Source organism: Paenarthrobacter sp. NPDC058040, assembly GCF_042885775.1.
Classification (GTDB): Bacteria; Actinomycetota; Actinomycetes; order Actinomycetales; family Micrococcaceae; genus Arthrobacter.
Map to the genome: position 1 here is coordinate 125305 of NZ_JBHVRN010000014.1, position 13965 is coordinate 139269.

The window sequence follows — 13965 nt, forward strand, 5'->3', positions numbered from 1 at the left end:
GGAGCGGAAAACAGCGCGATACGGCAACCGGCGTTAGGTTTTGGGTTTTCAAGTGCAAGTAGTCAGCATCAGCAGCCTTAAGGGCGGCGTGGGAAAGACGTCCGTGACCACCGGCCTCGCCTCGGCGGCCCTCGCAGCAGGAATTTCCACCCTTGTGGTGGACCTCGATCCCCACGCTGATGCAACCACCGCCCTCGGCGTCCAGCCGAACGGAAAGCTGGATATCGGACGGATGCTCAAGAGCCCACGAAAGGCCAGGCTCCCCGAAAACGTCTCCGGCAGCAGCTGGGTCTCCAATGGTTCGTCGAACGGCACGTTGGACGTCGCCGTGGGTTCTGCCCTGACCGGGATCTATGACCGGCCGGACCTTGGTCGCAGGGACCTTCGGAGGCTCTCCGCCGTACTCGCGGGAACCAACAGCTATGACTTGGTCCTGGTGGACTGCCCACCCTCACTCAACGGGCTGACCCGCATGGCGTGGAGTGCCAGCGACCGGGTGGTGCTCGTGGCAGAGCCTGGACTCTTCTCTGTTGCCGGGACGGAGCGCACCATGCGTGCCATCCAGTTGTTCAAGCAGGAATTCGCACCCAATCTGGCCCCGGCCGGCATCGTTGCCAACCGGGTGCGCACCGGATCCACGGAGCACGCGTTCCGGCTCGCCGAAATGGAGTCCATGTTCGGGGACCTCCTGCTGAGCCCGCACATTCCGGAACAGGCCAACTGGCAGCAGATCCAAGGTGCAGCCCATTCGGTCCACCACTGGCCCGGCGACTCGGCCAAGAATTCGGCCAAGCTTTTCGATACCTTGCTGCAGAACCTCCTCACGGGCCAGGCTACGTCCGCGATCCGCCACCAAGGCTGAGCCACCGCAGGTCCAAAGGCAAAGAAGCCGCCTCCCGGTTCGGGAGGCGGCTTCTTCAGCACTGTATATAAGGAGCGACCGCGGAAGCTATCCGATCTTGCGGGCTACTCGTCGCTTGCTGAGTTCGTCGTCCGGAAAGGATTGTTCGGCCGCGTGCTCACTGGGCAGGGCGGCAAGGCTTCCTTCGACCTCCCGCCATACGCGGCCCACTGCGATGCCAAAGACGCCCTGGCCACCCTGCACAAGGTCAATGACCTCATCCGCGGACGTACATTCATAGACACTGGCGCCATCGCTCATGAGCGTAATCTGGGCAAGATCCTCAACACCGCGCTCCCGGAGATGCTCCACGGCGCTCCGGATCTGCTGCAGGGACACTCCCGTATCCAGCAACCGCTTGACGACTTTGAGGACCAGGATGTCGCGGAATCCGTAAAGGCGCTGTGAACCGGAGCCGGCTGCGCCTCGCACGGCAGGCTCAACGAGGCCGGTACGTGCCCAGTAGTCGAGCTGGCGGTACGTGATGCCTGCTGCCTTGCATGCGGTAGGACCGCGGTAGCCTGCGTCCTCGTCCAGCACGGGCAGGTCCTCTGTAAAGAGCAAACCTTGGGCGCCGGATGCGGGCGCAGCAATGCCGGTCGAGGCCTGCTTCAGCTCGCCTGCTTCGCCTTTCGGACTCACGTGACCTCCTTGTTGACAGCTCCCTTGGGGACGGTGCACATCACTGAAACACAACGCTGAAAACGAGCCGCGTAATTCCCACGAATCAGCACCTTCCAGTGTGACTTGCGCGGGCAGTGTATGCAACGGGAACTTGATACTTCGACGTTAGGCCTGTGAAGCCCCGAGGTCAAAGACGTTGGCCGCGAAAAAAGCCGTGTCGAAACTTTCACCCTCAACTTTAGGCTTAGGGTGTCTCAGCCTTCGAAATCCTCAGGCTCGACGTCATCCAGGAACTCGCGGAAGCGGCGCAGCTCGCGCTCCTCGTCGACGCTGGGCCCTGGCTCGGAGTCTTCGCCCTCGTCGTGTTCAGTGATACGGACGCCGGCTTCTTCCATGACGGCGTCGGCGCACCAGATCCTGCACTTGGCCCGCAATGCCAAGGCCAGCGCGTCCGACGCCCTCGAGCTGACCACCGTTCCGTCGTCGAACTGCAGTTGGCCGTAGAAGATGTTGTCCTCGACCGCAACGATGTTGACGCTGATGATCGAGTGGCCCAAGGACTCTACGACGTCAATCAGCAGATCGTGCGTCATGGGACGCGGTGGGACCACACCTTGCTGTGCCAGCGCGATGGCACTGGCCTCGGGAGTGCCGATCCAGATGGGAACGTGCCGCTCCCCCTTGAGTTCACGGAGCAGGACCAAGGGCTGGTTGGATGGCAGCTCTATGCGAACGCCTACAATTTCTACTTCGATCATCAGGTGTCCATCCGTGAGATGCGGTCGTGGACGAGCGCCCTGTGCAAGGTGAGGCACAGATCGCTGATTTCCCGTGCGGCTTCCGCGGCACGGGCTTGCGAAGCAGCATCCTTCCGCGACGTCAGGGGCGCCACGGCCCTTTCAACCAAGCCAAACTCGCGGTCGGCCGCCGCTTGGAAGGGCCGCAGGTGCCGGGGCTCGAGGCCGTGGACTTCCAGTTGAACGCAGGCACGGGCAACCTGGAGGGCGTGTTCATCGAACTTGCCACCGACATGGCTGACCAGCCCGAAACTCAAGAGAGACTCCAGCAACGGAACGCTCGCACCGGACTCGGCACGGAGTTGGTCTTCGGTCAGCGTCCGCGCACGTCCGTGGACCTCCGCCGCCATCTCGGCCGTCACCGCCCGGGGCGAAACCGAGACCCCCGGCGGGAGATTGTCGGGGCGCTCCCCCCGGTCAATCGCGTCAAGGTAGTCCTTGATCACCTTCAGCGGCAAGTACTGGTCGCGTTGGAGGGCAAGGACGAACCTCAGGCGTTCAACATCGCTGTCCGCATACTGCCGGTAACCGGCAGGCGTGCGCTTGGGATTGATGAGGCCCTTTTCCTCAAGGAAGCGGATCTTGGACGCGGTCATCCCCGGGAAGTCGTCGCTCAACTGAGCCAGCACTTCCCCGATGTTCAGGACCTGTGGTCCGCGACGTTCCGGCTGGGCCATTGCCACAGGCAGGTACCCCGGGGTCAGGCTTGGCCCGCCGGGCGGCCAGGGCTCAGGTAGTAGGTCAGCCGGAATTTGCCGATCTGCACTTCGTTGCCGCTTTTCAGTTGCACGCGGTCCACGCGGTCATGGTTGACGTACGTGCCGTTCAGGCTGCCCATGTCCACGAGTTCGAAGCCTGCAGGAGTGCGGTGGAACTCGACGTGCTTGCGGGAAACGGTGACATCGTCCAGGAAGATGTCCGCATCGGGGTGACGACCTGCCGTGGTGGTATCCGCGTCAAGAAGGAACCGCGCGCCGGCATTGGGGCCGCTGTGCGCGATAAGCAGTGCGGAGTCCGGCGGCAACGCATCAACCGAAGCGCGCTCTTCCGGCGCCAGCTTGGGTGCGATGCTCGGTTCGTCCCACGTTGGCGTGATGCTGATCGAGGTGGTCTCCGACGTCGGCTGTTCCTCCGGGCCGTTCCCGACATTGGCTTGGTTCTTGTCGCCGCCAACCATGGAATTTCCTCCTCATCCGCCGGCAGTTCCAGACCCTGCCGGCTACATCCACCTCCCGGTACCGCCGGGCAAATCGGTTGCTGGCCCGCCTTCCCGCGCTCCCTTGAAAGGGAGATACGGCCGGGCGGGCCAGATAACTTTAGCCTACCTGTTGTTCGTACTCCGATGCACTGAGCAGGGAATCCACTGCGTCAGGTTCGGCGAGCTTTACTTCAAAAAGCCAACCCTCGCCGTAAGGATCCGAGTTGATGAGGGCGGGATCCTGGTCGAGGGCGTCATTCCGGTTGATGACTTCGCCGCTGACCGGAGCGTAGATATCACTGACGCTCTTGGTTGATTCGACCTCGCCTACAACATCATTTCCGGTGATCTTGGTTCCTGGTTCCGGCATCTGGGCATAGACCACATCGCCCAGGGCATCCTGGGCAAAATCGGTGATGCCTACACGGACCACGCCTTCGCCATCCGGCGCCGAAACCCATTCGTGTTCTGCGGTGTAGGAAAGATCGGCTGGGATATTGCTCATGGGTCGCCTTTCATCGGGACATTTATGGACCTCGACGGCGGCCCGGGCATCCGGCCACCGCTGAAAGTATAGGCATAATCCGCTTACGCCCTGTGAGGTCTCTGCCATGATTGACCCATGACTGAACAAGCACAAGTACCACCAGGGAAAAAACGCAATTGGGGCGTCAAAATAATCCTGATCATTGTGGCATTGCTTGTTGCTGTGGCAGCCTACTTTATTTTGGGCGCAATACTCCCCCGCTGGTGGTCCGACGTGATCGCCGGACAAATTCGACGGGATCTTGGCGCGAGCGTCCTCGTGGGCATGTTCTACGGGTTCGTCTTCACCTTCATTCCCCTCGTGGTGGCCTGGCAGGCCACGCACAAAGCAGTGAAGTGGCCCCTCAAAATCGTCATTCTCCTGCTGGCCGTTGCACTGGCAACACCAAACCTCCTGACGGCCGGAATCGTGTTCGGCTCCACCGAGTCCGCCCATGCGGGCCAGCGCACCCTCAGCGTGGACGCGGGCTTCTTCACCACCTGGACGGCAATCTCCGCCGTGGCCGCCGCAGTCATCTTTGTGGTGGTCACGGTTCTGTGGGCAGTGTGGCGTCGCCGGGGCAAGCAGATGAGGGCACTCAAGCAGGCAGAGACTGACCGGGTGAAGGCTGCCAAGGCAGCCGCGGAGTCGCAAAGCGCCGATGGCGGCGCACCTGGAAGCCAGTAGCGAACAAGCGAAAGCCCGCCGCGGACGGATGTCCGCGGCGGGCTTTTCCATGGTTCCAACAGCGTCAGGCGAGCGAAGCCGCCTGGGGTTCGCGTTCGACGTCGGACGCTGGCTTTGTGTCCGAAGCGCCGCGCCGCTTGGCTGCTGCGGCGGCCACGACCATGACAGCCAAGGCAGCCAAGGTAATCCCGGCGCCGGCCCAGATGGGTGAGGTGTAGCCGAGGCCGGCACTGATGGTCACTCCGCCGAGCCAGGCTCCGAGGGCATTGCCGAGGTTGAACGCGCCAATATTGGCGCCGGAAGCCAGCGTTGGCGCCGAGGTGGCGAAGTGCATGACGCGCATCTGCAGGCCGGGTACGGTCGCGAATCCGAAACCTCCCATGAGCGCCAGCGAGACGAGCGTCGCAATGCTGCTGGATGCCGTGAGGGCGAAGAACACCAGGACCACCACCAAGCCGGCCAGGATCACGATCAGGGACTTGTCGAGCGCCTTGTCTGCCGCCTTGCCGCCCAGGAAGTTGCCCACGAAGAGCCCACCACCGAAGAGCACCAGGAGCCACGGGACGGCACTGGCGGCGAATCCGGAGACTTCCGTCAACGTAAAGGCGATGTACGTGAACGCTCCGAACATGCCGCCGAAGCCGAGGATGGTCACGACGATCGAGAGCCACACCTGGCCTGAGCGGAAGGCGCCCAGCTCACTCCGCAGGCCCTTGGCGGCTTCCGCGCTTGCTTTCGGGACCATGAGGGCGATGCCCACCAAAGCGATGACACCGATGACGGTGATGGCCCAGAACGTGGAGCGCCAGCCAAAGTTCTGGCCCAGGAGCGTTCCAAACGGAACACCCAGCACGTTCGCTGCGGTGAGGCCCGTGAACATGATGGCGATCGCGCCGGCCTTCTTGTGGGCCGGAACCAGGCTTGCGGCAACCACTGAGCCGATGCCGAAAAAGGCCCCGTGGCACAGCGCAGCAATGATGCGCCCTGTCAGCATGGCCGTATATGACACCGACATCGCGGAAAGGAAGTTGCCGGCGATAAAGAGGACCAGCAATCCCATGAGGACCGGCTTGCGGGGCAGCCTGGTGACCGCGGCGGTCACCAGAAGCGCCCCAACGGTGACGCTCAGCGCGTAGCCGGAGATGAACCATCCAGCCGATGCTTCGCTGACGCGGAAGTCAGCCGCTACTTCGGGCAAGAGGCCCATGATGACGAATTCGGTCAGTCCGATGCCGAAACCGCCGAGGGCAAGGGCAATCAACCCTGCGGGCATATGGAGAGCTCCTTCAATGGGTCGGTCCCCCCGGGAGTGGAAGTGCGCCGCCGGGAACCGTAGAATAATAGTTGCAGACGCTGTATATATAGTTGCACACGCTAGATAATTGCGCAAGCAACTACTTTGTGGCGTCCTGCAAAGGGATCACCATGACAAAGGGAGCACAGCAGACATGGGCATCAAGGATGACGCCGTAGAAGTACGGGCACAGGGATGGCGCACCCTCGCGGCCTTGCACGGGAGCATCGAGGCAGAGTTGGAGAAAGCACTCCAGGCTTCCAGCCAGTTGTCCGTCGTGGAGTACACGGTCCTGGACGCCCTGAGCCGGCAGGACGGCTGGCACATGCGCATGCAACAACTCGCCCGCGCCACCGCCCTCTCAAGCAGCGCTACCACTCGGCTGGTCAACCGGCTCGAGGATCGCGGGCTTCTCACGCGCATCCTCTGCGCGGACGACCGGCGCGGGATCTACACGGAGCTCACGGCGGCGGGCCAGAAGCTGCTCCTTGATGCCAAGCCCGTCCACGACGAGACCTTGGCATCGGCCCTCGCAGCCGCCGAGCAGGTTCCGGAACTTGAGCCCCTGGTGAGGGCACTCGGCGCCCTTCAGGCAGCCTGACCCCGCGGCCCTTGATTGGCCGGACCGCGCGCCCGCCCGGTCCGGCGACAAGGGCTTTGGCGCTTAACGACCGAAGACCGGAATCCCGTATTTCTACAGGATTCCGGCCTTCATGGTCGGGCTGACAGGATTTGAACCTGCGACCCCTTGACCCCCAGTCAAGTGCGCTACCAAGCTGCGCTACAGCCCGCTGGTTCTACCGTTCTCCGCCAAGGTTTTCATCCGAAGATTCCCACCTAAGCAGTCCGGCCGAACCACCTCCAAAAGCTTACACGAAGTTGGAGGCCGCTTATGCCATCAGAGCCAAAGTTGGCTGTGATGCGCGTCTCATTTACTTCTTCCGGCCGCGCTTTTCGCGCACGCGCATGTTGACCTCGATGGGCGTGCCCTCGAAGCCGAACGTTTCGCGCAGGCGGCGCGTGATGAAGCGGCGGTATCCGGGGTCAAGGAAGCCAGTGGTGAACAGCACGAACTTCGGCGGACGGCTGGAGGCCTGCGTGCCGAACAGGATGCGCGGCTGCTTGCCGCCACGGACCGGGTGCGGGTGGGCTGCAACCAGTTCGCCCAGGAATGCGTTGAGGCGCCCTGTGGGAATGCGGCGGTCCCAGCTCTCCAAAGCGGTGTCCAAGGCAGGAACCAAGCGGTCCTTGTGCCAACCCGTCTTGGCCGAGATGTTGACCCGGGGAGCCCACTCGACGTGGGCCAGGTCCTGCTCGATCTCGCGTTCCAGGTAGCGGCGGCGCTCGTCGTCGAGGAGGTCCCATTTGTTGAAGGCGAGGACCAACGCGCGGCCGGACTCAATGGCCAGCTGCAGGATGCGAACGTCCTGTTCGCTCAGGACTTCGTCCACGGCGAGGAGCACGACGGCGACCTCCGCCTTTTCGAGCGCGGCTTGCGTTCGCAGCGACGCGTAGAAGTCCGCGCCCTGGGCCATATGCTGGCGGCGCCGGATACCGGCGGTGTCAACGAAACGCCACGTGCGGTCGCCGAGTTCGATGAACTCGTCAACAGGATCGCGGGTGGTTCCGGCCAGGGGGTCCACCACGACGCGCTCGGAGCCGGCAAGCTTGTTCAGCAAAGAGGACTTGCCGACGTTCGGGCGTCCGATGAGCGCAATGCGGCGGGGGCCGCCGGAACGTTCAACGCCCTCCACCTGCGAGAATTCGGGCAGGGTATCCATGACGTGGTCCAGCAGGTCGGCCACACCGCGGCCATGCAAAGCCGAAACCGGATAGGGCTGGCCGAAGCCGAGGCCCCACAAGGTGGCTGAGTCGGCTTCCTGGGCAAAATCGTCAACCTTGTTGGCCACCATAATGACCGGCTTCTTGCTCTTGCGCAGCATCTTCATGACACCCTCATCGGTGGCCGTGGCGCCAACGGCGCTGTCCACCACGAAGAGCACGGCATCGGCAAGTTCCACAGCCATCTCGGCTTGGTCGGCAACGCGGGCGTGGATGCCCTTGGCATCGTGCTCCCATCCGCCGGTATCCACCAGCGTGAAGTTGCGGCCGTTCCAGCGGGCCGAGTACATGACCCTGTCCCGGGTGACGCCCGGGGTGTCCTCCACTACTGCTTCGCGGCGGCCAAGAATACGGTTCACCAGCGTGGACTTGCCGACGTTGGGACGTCCGATGATAGCCAGGACGGGGTCCAGCTTGAGCGGCCCCTCCTCGCCCTCGTCCTCGTAGTCGCCGCTGAGGAGGGCGGCATCGTCTTCGTCGAGATCATAGTCATCGAGTCCGGCGCGGAGGGTGGCAGCGCGAAGCTCCGCTTCCTCGTCGTCCAGGGCAGCCAGGTTTTCAGCCACCTGGTCGGTGCCGGTGGGCGTGTATTCGTCGTCGCCGGCACCATGGTGGCCGGATTTTTGAGTCGTATCGCTCATTGCACTTTCCTTAGTGGTGGTCTGCCGGAGTTCCGGCTACTTCGATGTGGCGGTGCTGCTGGTCCGGTTCAGGGGCCGCTTCCCGGGGAAGGGCTTGCCCGGTCTTTCGTACGGCATCCTGGACGTGTCCCGCCAGGGCATCGCGGATTGCCGCCGCCGCCCTGTCCATTGAAACACGCCCCGGTTCGCCCTTCCGGCGCTGCACCGTAAGGGGTTCGCCGAAGCTGACGTACAGCTTCCGGCGCAGTTGGGGAATATGGTCACGGTGCTCGCCGCCGTGGCGTGTGCCAAGGATGGCCACGGGAATCACGGTTGCTCCGGAATTGACCGCCAGCCAGGCAACCCCGCTGCTGATGCTTTCCGCAGCACCGGTCCCCCGTGTCCCTTCCGGCAGAATGCCAACGCAGCGGCCGGCGTCGAGCAGTTGCTTGCCCAGATGCAGGGCGGCGCGATCGCCGGTGCGGTCCACCGGGATCTGGCCCGACGCCGTCAGGACCTTGCCCAGGAAACCCTTGAACATCTCTTTCTTGACCATGATGTGCATGGGCCGCGGAGCAGCGCCGAACATGACAGGGCCGTCCAGGAAGCTGATGTGGTTGGCGGCAAAGATGACAGGCCCGGCAGCCGGAATGTTGTTCTTGCCGGTCACGGACGTCCGGTAGAGGACGTGGTCCAGGACCCATCCGATGGGACGGCTCCACAGACGGTTCCAGGCCGCCGGGAGACGCTGCTGCTCAGTCGCCATAGATGACCTTGCTGACAATCGCCAACGCCGTTTGGACCGTTTCCTCGAAGTCGAGGTCCGAGGAATCCAGGGTCACCACGCCGTCGGCGGCCTGGGTGAAGTTGACCACCGTGGAATCCTTCGCGTCGCGCTGGATCACTTGGGCGGCCAGTTGTTCCTTGGTCTGGGTACCGCCCAGCTGGAGGCCGCGGCGGCGAAGCCTGGCCTCTTCGCTTGCGGTAAGGAGCATACGCACTTCGGCGCCGGGCACGACGACGGTGGTAATGTCCCTGCCTTCCACCACCATGCGGCGGTGGTGCTGGTCAATAAGTTGCCGTTGCCGGCGGATCAGTTCCGTCCTGGCACCGAGGGTGGTAGCCACGGAGCTAACGGAAGACGAGATCTGCGGATCCCTGATCTCCTCCGTGACATCAGTGCCATCAACGGCCACGTACTCATTGGCCGCCGAGGTACTGATTTCCAACGGCATGGTCTTGGAAGCAAGTTCCACTGCGGCCCCGTCGTGCAGGTCCACACCGGTCTTCAGGCAGTACCACGTCAGGGCACGGTACATGGCCCCCGTGTCCAAGTAGGCCAGCTTCAGGCGCTTGGCAACTTCCTTGCTGACGCTCGACTTACCCGAACCTGAGGGGCCGTCGATCGCGATCACGAGCGGCTTTCCGGGACGGGCAACTGTCTCCGGACCAAAAAATTCACGCGTCATTACTGGAGTACCCGCCATCCACGGTCGGTCAATGCTTCAACAAGGAGGTCGTGCTTGTTCGGCAGGACGGAAAGCTCCACCATGCCCACGTTTTGACCCGAGGAGTGGTCCAGGCGCAGGTCCTCGAGGTTCACGCCGATCTCCCCGATCTCGGTCAGGAGTTGGGCGATCTGGCCTGGCTTGTCATCCACCAGGATAGTCAGCCATGAGTACGCCTGCGGTGGTCCGCCGTGCTTGCCGGGGATCCGGGCCTGCCCGGCATTGCCTTCGCTGATCAACTGGGCCAGATCCAGGCGGGCGCCAGGGGCCAATGGAGCTTCCAACGTCCCGATCAGCCGGTTCAGGTCCTCACGAACGCCGTGGAGGATCGAAACAACCTTTTCGGCGTTGCCGCCGAGGATCTGCACCCACAACGTGGGATCGCTGGCGGCAATACGGGTAGTATCGCGCAAGCCGTTGCCGGCCAGGGACAAAGCATGGAGCGGAGTCCCCTGAAGGCGGCTCGCGAGGAGTGAAGACATGATCTGCGGCAGGTGCGAGACCAATGCCACCGCTTCATCGTGCTCATCGGCAGTGAACTGGGAAACTACTGCACCGAGGTCCCCCGCCAGTGAGCGCGCAGCCTGCAGTGCCTCGGCGGCAGTTTCCTCCGTGGGACAAACCACCCAGGGCATGGAGGTGAAGAGCTCGCCCCGGGCCGCGACAGGCCCGGATTTCTCCCGGCCTGCCATGGGGTGCGTGCCCACGTACCGTGTCAGGTCCACGCCGCGTTCGCGAAGGTCGGCCTGGATGCCTGCCTTGACGCTGGCAATGTCCACCACAACCGCTTCCGGGTAGTCAGCCAATGCCTTTTCGACGACGTCAGCCGTGACATCCGGCGGCGATGCCACAACCACAAGCTGCGGCTGCTGTTCCAGCTCGGCCAACGGCCGCCCGGCACCAATGTCCACAGCTACGGCCTGGTTGGTGGGTGAGGTGTCGAACAGGAATACCGGGACACCGCGCCCACGCAGGCCCAGGCCGATGCTGGCTCCGAGAAGGCCCGTGCCAAGTACCACGACGGGGCCATCGAGATGGCCCCGTCCGTGCGTGCGGAATGCCGACATGCCTAGAGTCCTACGGCTGCCATCAAGTGGCCGATTTCCTGGCGGCCAAGGTTGCGGATGCTGCCTTGGCGCTGGTCGCCCAAGCCAATCGGCCCAACCTTGACGCGGACCAGGCGCTGCACCGGGAACCCAACGGCGTCGAACATGCGGCGCACGATCCGGTTCTTGCCCGAGTGCAGGACAACCTCAATGAGCACGTGGCCAGGCGTGGAGTCCACGAGGCGGAACGAGTCCACCGCGGCCATGCCATCCTCGAGCTCCACGCCGGACTTGAGCTGGGCACCGACACCCTGCGGGAACGGCCCCCGCACCTGGACGAGGTACGTTTTTGGCACCTCATAGGAAGGATGGGTCAAGCGGTTGGCGAGTTCGCCGTCGTTGGTCAACAACAGCAGTCCCTCGGTGGCGACGTCCAAGCGGCCCACGTGGAACAGGCGTTCGCCCTTGTTCTTGTTGGTCTTGAGGAAGTCGCTGATGCACGGGCGGCCCTCGGGGTCTTCCATGGTGGAAACGACGCCCTTGGGCTTGTTGAACACCATGTAGACGAGCGTCTCGTCCAGCTGGATGCGGATGCCATCGACGTGGATGACAGCAGTCTTCGGGTCGACACGCATGCCCAGCTCAGTGGTGACCTGCCCATCGACCTCGACGCGGCCTTCGAGGATCATCTCTTCGCAGACACGGCGGGAAGCGACGCCCGCCTGCGCCATGACTTTCTGCAGGCGCACGCCATCGACGTCATGAAGGTCCGACTGCGGAACGTCCTGGCGTGGTCCCCGGTTTCGGGCCGGCTTGCGCACCGGACCAAGGTTCTGGCCGAAACGCTCGCTGCCGAAGGCTTTGGAGCCGTACTGCTTGGCATTGCCGGGCTTGGGCTTCGGCTTCAAGGCGCCGGGAGTGCCCGGTGCCTTGCCGTAGCCTGGCTTGTTGGAACCCGGCTTGCGGAATGGCTTGGCGGGCCTGGCCGGCCTGCCGGCATCGTAGCCGCCCGCCGAGGTGGGGTTGTCCGGATCGAACGGAGCTGCTTCCCGGGGCTTGGCCGCCTTGAAGGGGCGCCCCTCGGCCTGCTTGAAGTTGCGCTTTCCAGCGCCGGCACTGCCGCCGCGGCCAGAGAAGCCGCCGGCGTTGGAGCGTCCTGCGCCGCCCCTTGCCTCATTGCGTCCGGAGCTGTTGCGTCCCGAACCGTTACGTGGTGAACCCTGGCGTCCCGCCTGTGTCATGACCCGTCCTTGTGTAGTATTGGCCGGCATTCCGTGCTGCAAACAACACTAGCCAGCCTGGCGGGCAACCGCCCGCCCTTGCTGCTTCGGCACGCGCTGCGCGCCGTGAACCAATATGGAGTTATGCCGAATGCTCACATCCGGCTTGCGTCGTAATACTCGTCGATCCCTTCCAGGCCGGGAAGGTGCGGCGACAGCTGCGGCAAGTCCGCAACTGAACCGATGCCCATCCGTTCCAGGAAATACGAGGTTGTCCGGTACAGGATTGCCCCGGACTCGGGATCGTTTCCGGCGTCCTCGATCAATCCACGCTGGGTCAGTGTCCTGACGACGGAATCGACGTTAACGCCGCGAATTGCGGACACCCTGGCCCGCGAGACCGGCTGGCGGTAGGCAATGACCGCCAAGGTTTCCAGTGCCGCCTGGGTCAGCCTGGTGGTTTGGCCTTCCAAGACGAACCTGCCCACAATGTCTGCAAAGTCCGGCCTTGAGTAGATCCGCCAACCACCAGCGATGTTCCGCAATTCAAAACCCCGGGGTGCGTTGCTTGGAGCGGCAAAGCCGTCAGCATCCACGTCCGGGGCTTTAACAGTATAGCCGCTATACTCCCGCTGCAGTTCCAACAGCAAATCTTCGACGGCGGCGACCGTCATGTTGAGTCCGGCGGCCAGCTCTTCCGAGGTAGCTGGCTCGTCGATGACCATGAGCACCGCTTCCAGGGCCGCCCGCGCGCCGCCGGGGAGCGCTTCGAGTCCGGCCAGGCCGTCCGGTTCCGCATCCTGTTCAGTCATCGCCGCCTCCATCTACGCCGTCCTCATACTCTTCGCTCAGGTTCGAGCTGTCCCACTCCGCATCATTTCCGGTCCACCGCACGGTCAAAACAGCCAGGGGTGAGGGTTGTTCGAACGCGACGACACGGTCGCGGAACATCTCAAGCAACGCCAGGAACCGGGCCACCACCACCAAGGTGTTCTCCGCGTCGGCAATCAACGCCTGGAACGTCAGCGGCGCCCCGAGCTGGAGGCGGTAGCCAAGGATTTCGGCCTGTTCCTTGACGCTGACCGGCGGGGCATGGAGGTGGCCCAGCCCTACTTCGGTGGAAGGAGCTACCTTCGGTTTGAGGGCCTTGGCTGCGAGTTCCGCAAACTGGTCCGGGCTATGGCGCCAGACGAGCTCCGGCAGCAGGGCGGCGAAATGTCCCTCAAGGGCCACCTGCCGCGGGAACCTGCGCCCTTCCTCTTCCAGCGTTTCGTTGAGGAGCCCGGCCACCTCTTTGAAGGCTTTGTACTGCAACAACCTCGCGAACAGGAGGTCACGGGCTTCCAGGAGGGCGATGTCCTCGTCGTCTTCCACCTCGCCGGCAGGCAGGAGGCGGGCTGCCTTGAGATCCAGTAACGTGGCCGCGATGACCAGGAACTCGCTGGCCTCATCCAGCGCCCAGTCCTCCCCCAGTTCCTGCAACCTGCGGATGTATTTGATGAACTCGTCGGTCACCGTGGCGAGGGCCACCTCGGTGATATCCATCTTGTGCTTGGCGATCAGGCCAAGCAACAGGTCGAAGGGACCAGTGAAGTTTGCCAGCCGGACCTCGAAGCCGCCCTTGGGCGCTTCGGGAGTGTCGGCGTCGGGCGTCTGGTCCGGTGGGTCCACCGCAAGCGGCGCGGTTGCCGGCAATCCCACG

At 63.6% G+C, this 13965-nt stretch carries 16 protein-coding genes and 1 tRNA gene; 3 read left to right on the forward strand and 14 right to left on the reverse strand.

The genetic code is table 11. From position 1 onward, the window contains the following. Positions 1-52 precede the first annotated feature (52 nt). Positions 53-862, forward strand: a complete 810-nt coding sequence (locus ACFVSJ_RS19195) for a ParA family protein (protein WP_387438598.1) — start codon at positions 53-55, stop codon at positions 860-862. Between the two features lie 87 nt (positions 863-949). Here ACFVSJ_RS19195 and ACFVSJ_RS19200 read toward each other — a convergent pair whose 3' ends face one another. From ACFVSJ_RS19200 to gcvH, 5 genes are all read right to left on the reverse strand, one after another. Next, positions 950-1543, reverse strand: a complete 594-nt coding sequence (locus tag ACFVSJ_RS19200) for a MerR family transcriptional regulator (RefSeq protein ID WP_387438600.1) — start codon at positions 1541-1543, stop codon at positions 950-952. Positions 1544-1779: 236 nt separating this feature from the next. Continuing rightward, complete coding sequence (locus tag ACFVSJ_RS19205; RefSeq protein WP_387438601.1) at positions 1780-2283, reverse strand: bifunctional nuclease family protein; 504 nt, start codon at positions 2281-2283, stop codon at positions 1780-1782. Next, positions 2283-2999, reverse strand: coding sequence for a MerR family transcriptional regulator (locus tag ACFVSJ_RS19210; RefSeq protein WP_387438603.1), 717 nt, complete (start codon positions 2997-2999; stop codon positions 2283-2285). The genes ACFVSJ_RS19205 and ACFVSJ_RS19210 overlap by 1 nt, the downstream gene beginning before the upstream one ends. Positions 3000-3022: 23 nt before the next feature. Beyond that, a complete protein-coding gene (locus ACFVSJ_RS19215; RefSeq protein ID WP_387438604.1) occupies positions 3023-3499 on the reverse strand; it encodes an FHA domain-containing protein in 477 nt (158 codons plus the stop codon). Positions 3500-3638: 139 nt separating this feature from the next. Then, a complete protein-coding gene (gene gcvH, locus ACFVSJ_RS19220; RefSeq protein ID WP_387438605.1) occupies positions 3639-4025 on the reverse strand; it encodes a glycine cleavage system protein GcvH in 387 nt (128 codons plus the stop codon). Positions 4026-4142: 117 nt separating this feature from the next. On the opposite strand from gcvH, the gene ACFVSJ_RS19225 reads away from it, so the two are divergent. Next, complete coding sequence (locus ACFVSJ_RS19225) at positions 4143-4733, forward strand: hypothetical protein (protein ID WP_387438606.1); 591 nt, start codon at positions 4143-4145, stop codon at positions 4731-4733. Positions 4734-4797: 64 nt separating this feature from the next. On the opposite strand, the gene ACFVSJ_RS19230 is transcribed toward ACFVSJ_RS19225, so the two are convergent. Then, the gene (locus ACFVSJ_RS19230; protein WP_387438608.1) at positions 4798-6006 is read right to left on the reverse strand and encodes an MFS transporter; all 1209 of its coding nucleotides are present in this window, start codon (positions 6004-6006) and stop codon (positions 4798-4800) included. A gap of 175 nt (positions 6007-6181) precedes the next feature. Between ACFVSJ_RS19230 and ACFVSJ_RS19235 the strand changes: the two genes are divergently transcribed. Further along, a complete protein-coding gene (locus ACFVSJ_RS19235; RefSeq protein WP_387438610.1) occupies positions 6182-6628 on the forward strand; it encodes a MarR family winged helix-turn-helix transcriptional regulator in 447 nt (148 codons plus the stop codon). Positions 6629-6741: 113 nt separating this feature from the next. Here ACFVSJ_RS19235 and ACFVSJ_RS19240 read toward each other — a convergent pair. From ACFVSJ_RS19240 to ACFVSJ_RS19275, 8 genes are all read right to left on the reverse strand, one after another. Beyond that, positions 6742-6818, reverse strand: a tRNA-Pro gene (locus ACFVSJ_RS19240). Between the two features lie 141 nt (positions 6819-6959). Continuing rightward, on the reverse strand, positions 6960-8510 hold the full coding sequence (gene der / locus ACFVSJ_RS19245) for a ribosome biogenesis GTPase Der (protein WP_387438611.1): 1551 nt from the start codon (positions 8508-8510) through the stop codon (positions 6960-6962). 10 nt (positions 8511-8520) lie between these two features. Continuing rightward, a complete protein-coding gene (locus ACFVSJ_RS19250) occupies positions 8521-9255 on the reverse strand; it encodes a lysophospholipid acyltransferase family protein (protein ID WP_387438613.1) in 735 nt (244 codons plus the stop codon). After that, positions 9245-9958: a (d)CMP kinase gene (gene cmk, locus ACFVSJ_RS19255; RefSeq protein ID WP_387438615.1), complete on the reverse strand. Its 714-nt coding sequence runs from the start codon at positions 9956-9958 to the stop codon at positions 9245-9247. Before cmk ends, ACFVSJ_RS19250 begins: the two co-directional genes overlap by 11 nt. Then, positions 9958-11064 carry a prephenate dehydrogenase gene (locus ACFVSJ_RS19260; protein ID WP_387438617.1) on the reverse strand — a complete coding sequence of 369 codons (1107 nt, stop codon included), beginning with the start codon at positions 11062-11064 and terminating at the stop codon, positions 9958-9960. Before ACFVSJ_RS19260 ends, cmk begins: the two co-directional genes overlap by 1 nt. Positions 11065-11066: 2 nt before the next feature. Then, on the reverse strand, positions 11067-12284 hold the full coding sequence (locus tag ACFVSJ_RS19265; protein ID WP_387438618.1) for a pseudouridine synthase: 1218 nt from the start codon (positions 12282-12284) through the stop codon (positions 11067-11069). A 134-nt stretch (positions 12285-12418) separates the two neighbouring features. Next, positions 12419-13075 carry an SMC-Scp complex subunit ScpB gene (locus ACFVSJ_RS19270; RefSeq protein ID WP_387438619.1) on the reverse strand — a complete coding sequence of 219 codons (657 nt, stop codon included), beginning with the start codon at positions 13073-13075 and terminating at the stop codon, positions 12419-12421. After that, positions 13068-13934 carry a segregation and condensation protein A gene (locus tag ACFVSJ_RS19275; RefSeq protein ID WP_387438651.1) on the reverse strand — a complete coding sequence of 289 codons (867 nt, stop codon included), beginning with the start codon at positions 13932-13934 and terminating at the stop codon, positions 13068-13070. The genes ACFVSJ_RS19270 and ACFVSJ_RS19275 overlap by 8 nt, the downstream gene beginning before the upstream one ends. Positions 13935-13965: the final 31 nt, after the last annotated feature.

Excerpts from the sequence above, each read along its gene's own strand:
- gcvH (WP_387438605.1), bottom strand. The coding sequence starts at position 4,025 with ATGAGCAATATCCCAGCCGATCTTTCCTACACCGCAGAACACGAATGG.
- ACFVSJ_RS19265 (WP_387438618.1), bottom strand. The coding sequence starts at position 12,284 with ATGACACAGGCGGGACGCCAGGGTTCACCACGTAACGGTTCGGGACGC.
- ACFVSJ_RS19215 (WP_387438604.1), bottom strand. The coding sequence starts at position 3,499 with ATGGTTGGCGGCGACAAGAACCAAGCCAATGTCGGGAACGGCCCGGAG.
- ACFVSJ_RS19205 (WP_387438601.1), bottom strand. The coding sequence starts at position 2,283 with ATGATCGAAGTAGAAATTGTAGGCGTTCGCATAGAGCTGCCATCCAAC.
- ACFVSJ_RS19225 (WP_387438606.1), top strand. The coding sequence starts at position 4,143 with ATGACTGAACAAGCACAAGTACCACCAGGGAAAAAACGCAATTGGGGC.
- der (WP_387438611.1), bottom strand. The coding sequence starts at position 8,510 with ATGAGCGATACGACTCAAAAATCCGGCCACCATGGTGCCGGCGACGAC.
- ACFVSJ_RS19260 (WP_387438617.1), bottom strand. The coding sequence starts at position 11,064 with ATGTCGGCATTCCGCACGCACGGACGGGGCCATCTCGATGGCCCCGTC.
- cmk (WP_387438615.1), bottom strand. The coding sequence starts at position 9,958 with ATGACGCGTGAATTTTTTGGTCCGGAGACAGTTGCCCGTCCCGGAAAG.
- ACFVSJ_RS19230 (WP_387438608.1), bottom strand. The coding sequence starts at position 6,006 with ATGCCCGCAGGGTTGATTGCCCTTGCCCTCGGCGGTTTCGGCATCGGA.
- ACFVSJ_RS19270 (WP_387438619.1), bottom strand. The coding sequence starts at position 13,075 with ATGACTGAACAGGATGCGGAACCGGACGGCCTGGCCGGACTCGAAGCG.
- ACFVSJ_RS19250 (WP_387438613.1), bottom strand. The coding sequence starts at position 9,255 with ATGGCGACTGAGCAGCAGCGTCTCCCGGCGGCCTGGAACCGTCTGTGG.
- ACFVSJ_RS19235 (WP_387438610.1), top strand. The coding sequence starts at position 6,182 with ATGGGCATCAAGGATGACGCCGTAGAAGTACGGGCACAGGGATGGCGC.
- ACFVSJ_RS19210 (WP_387438603.1), bottom strand. The coding sequence starts at position 2,999 with ATGGCCCAGCCGGAACGTCGCGGACCACAGGTCCTGAACATCGGGGAA.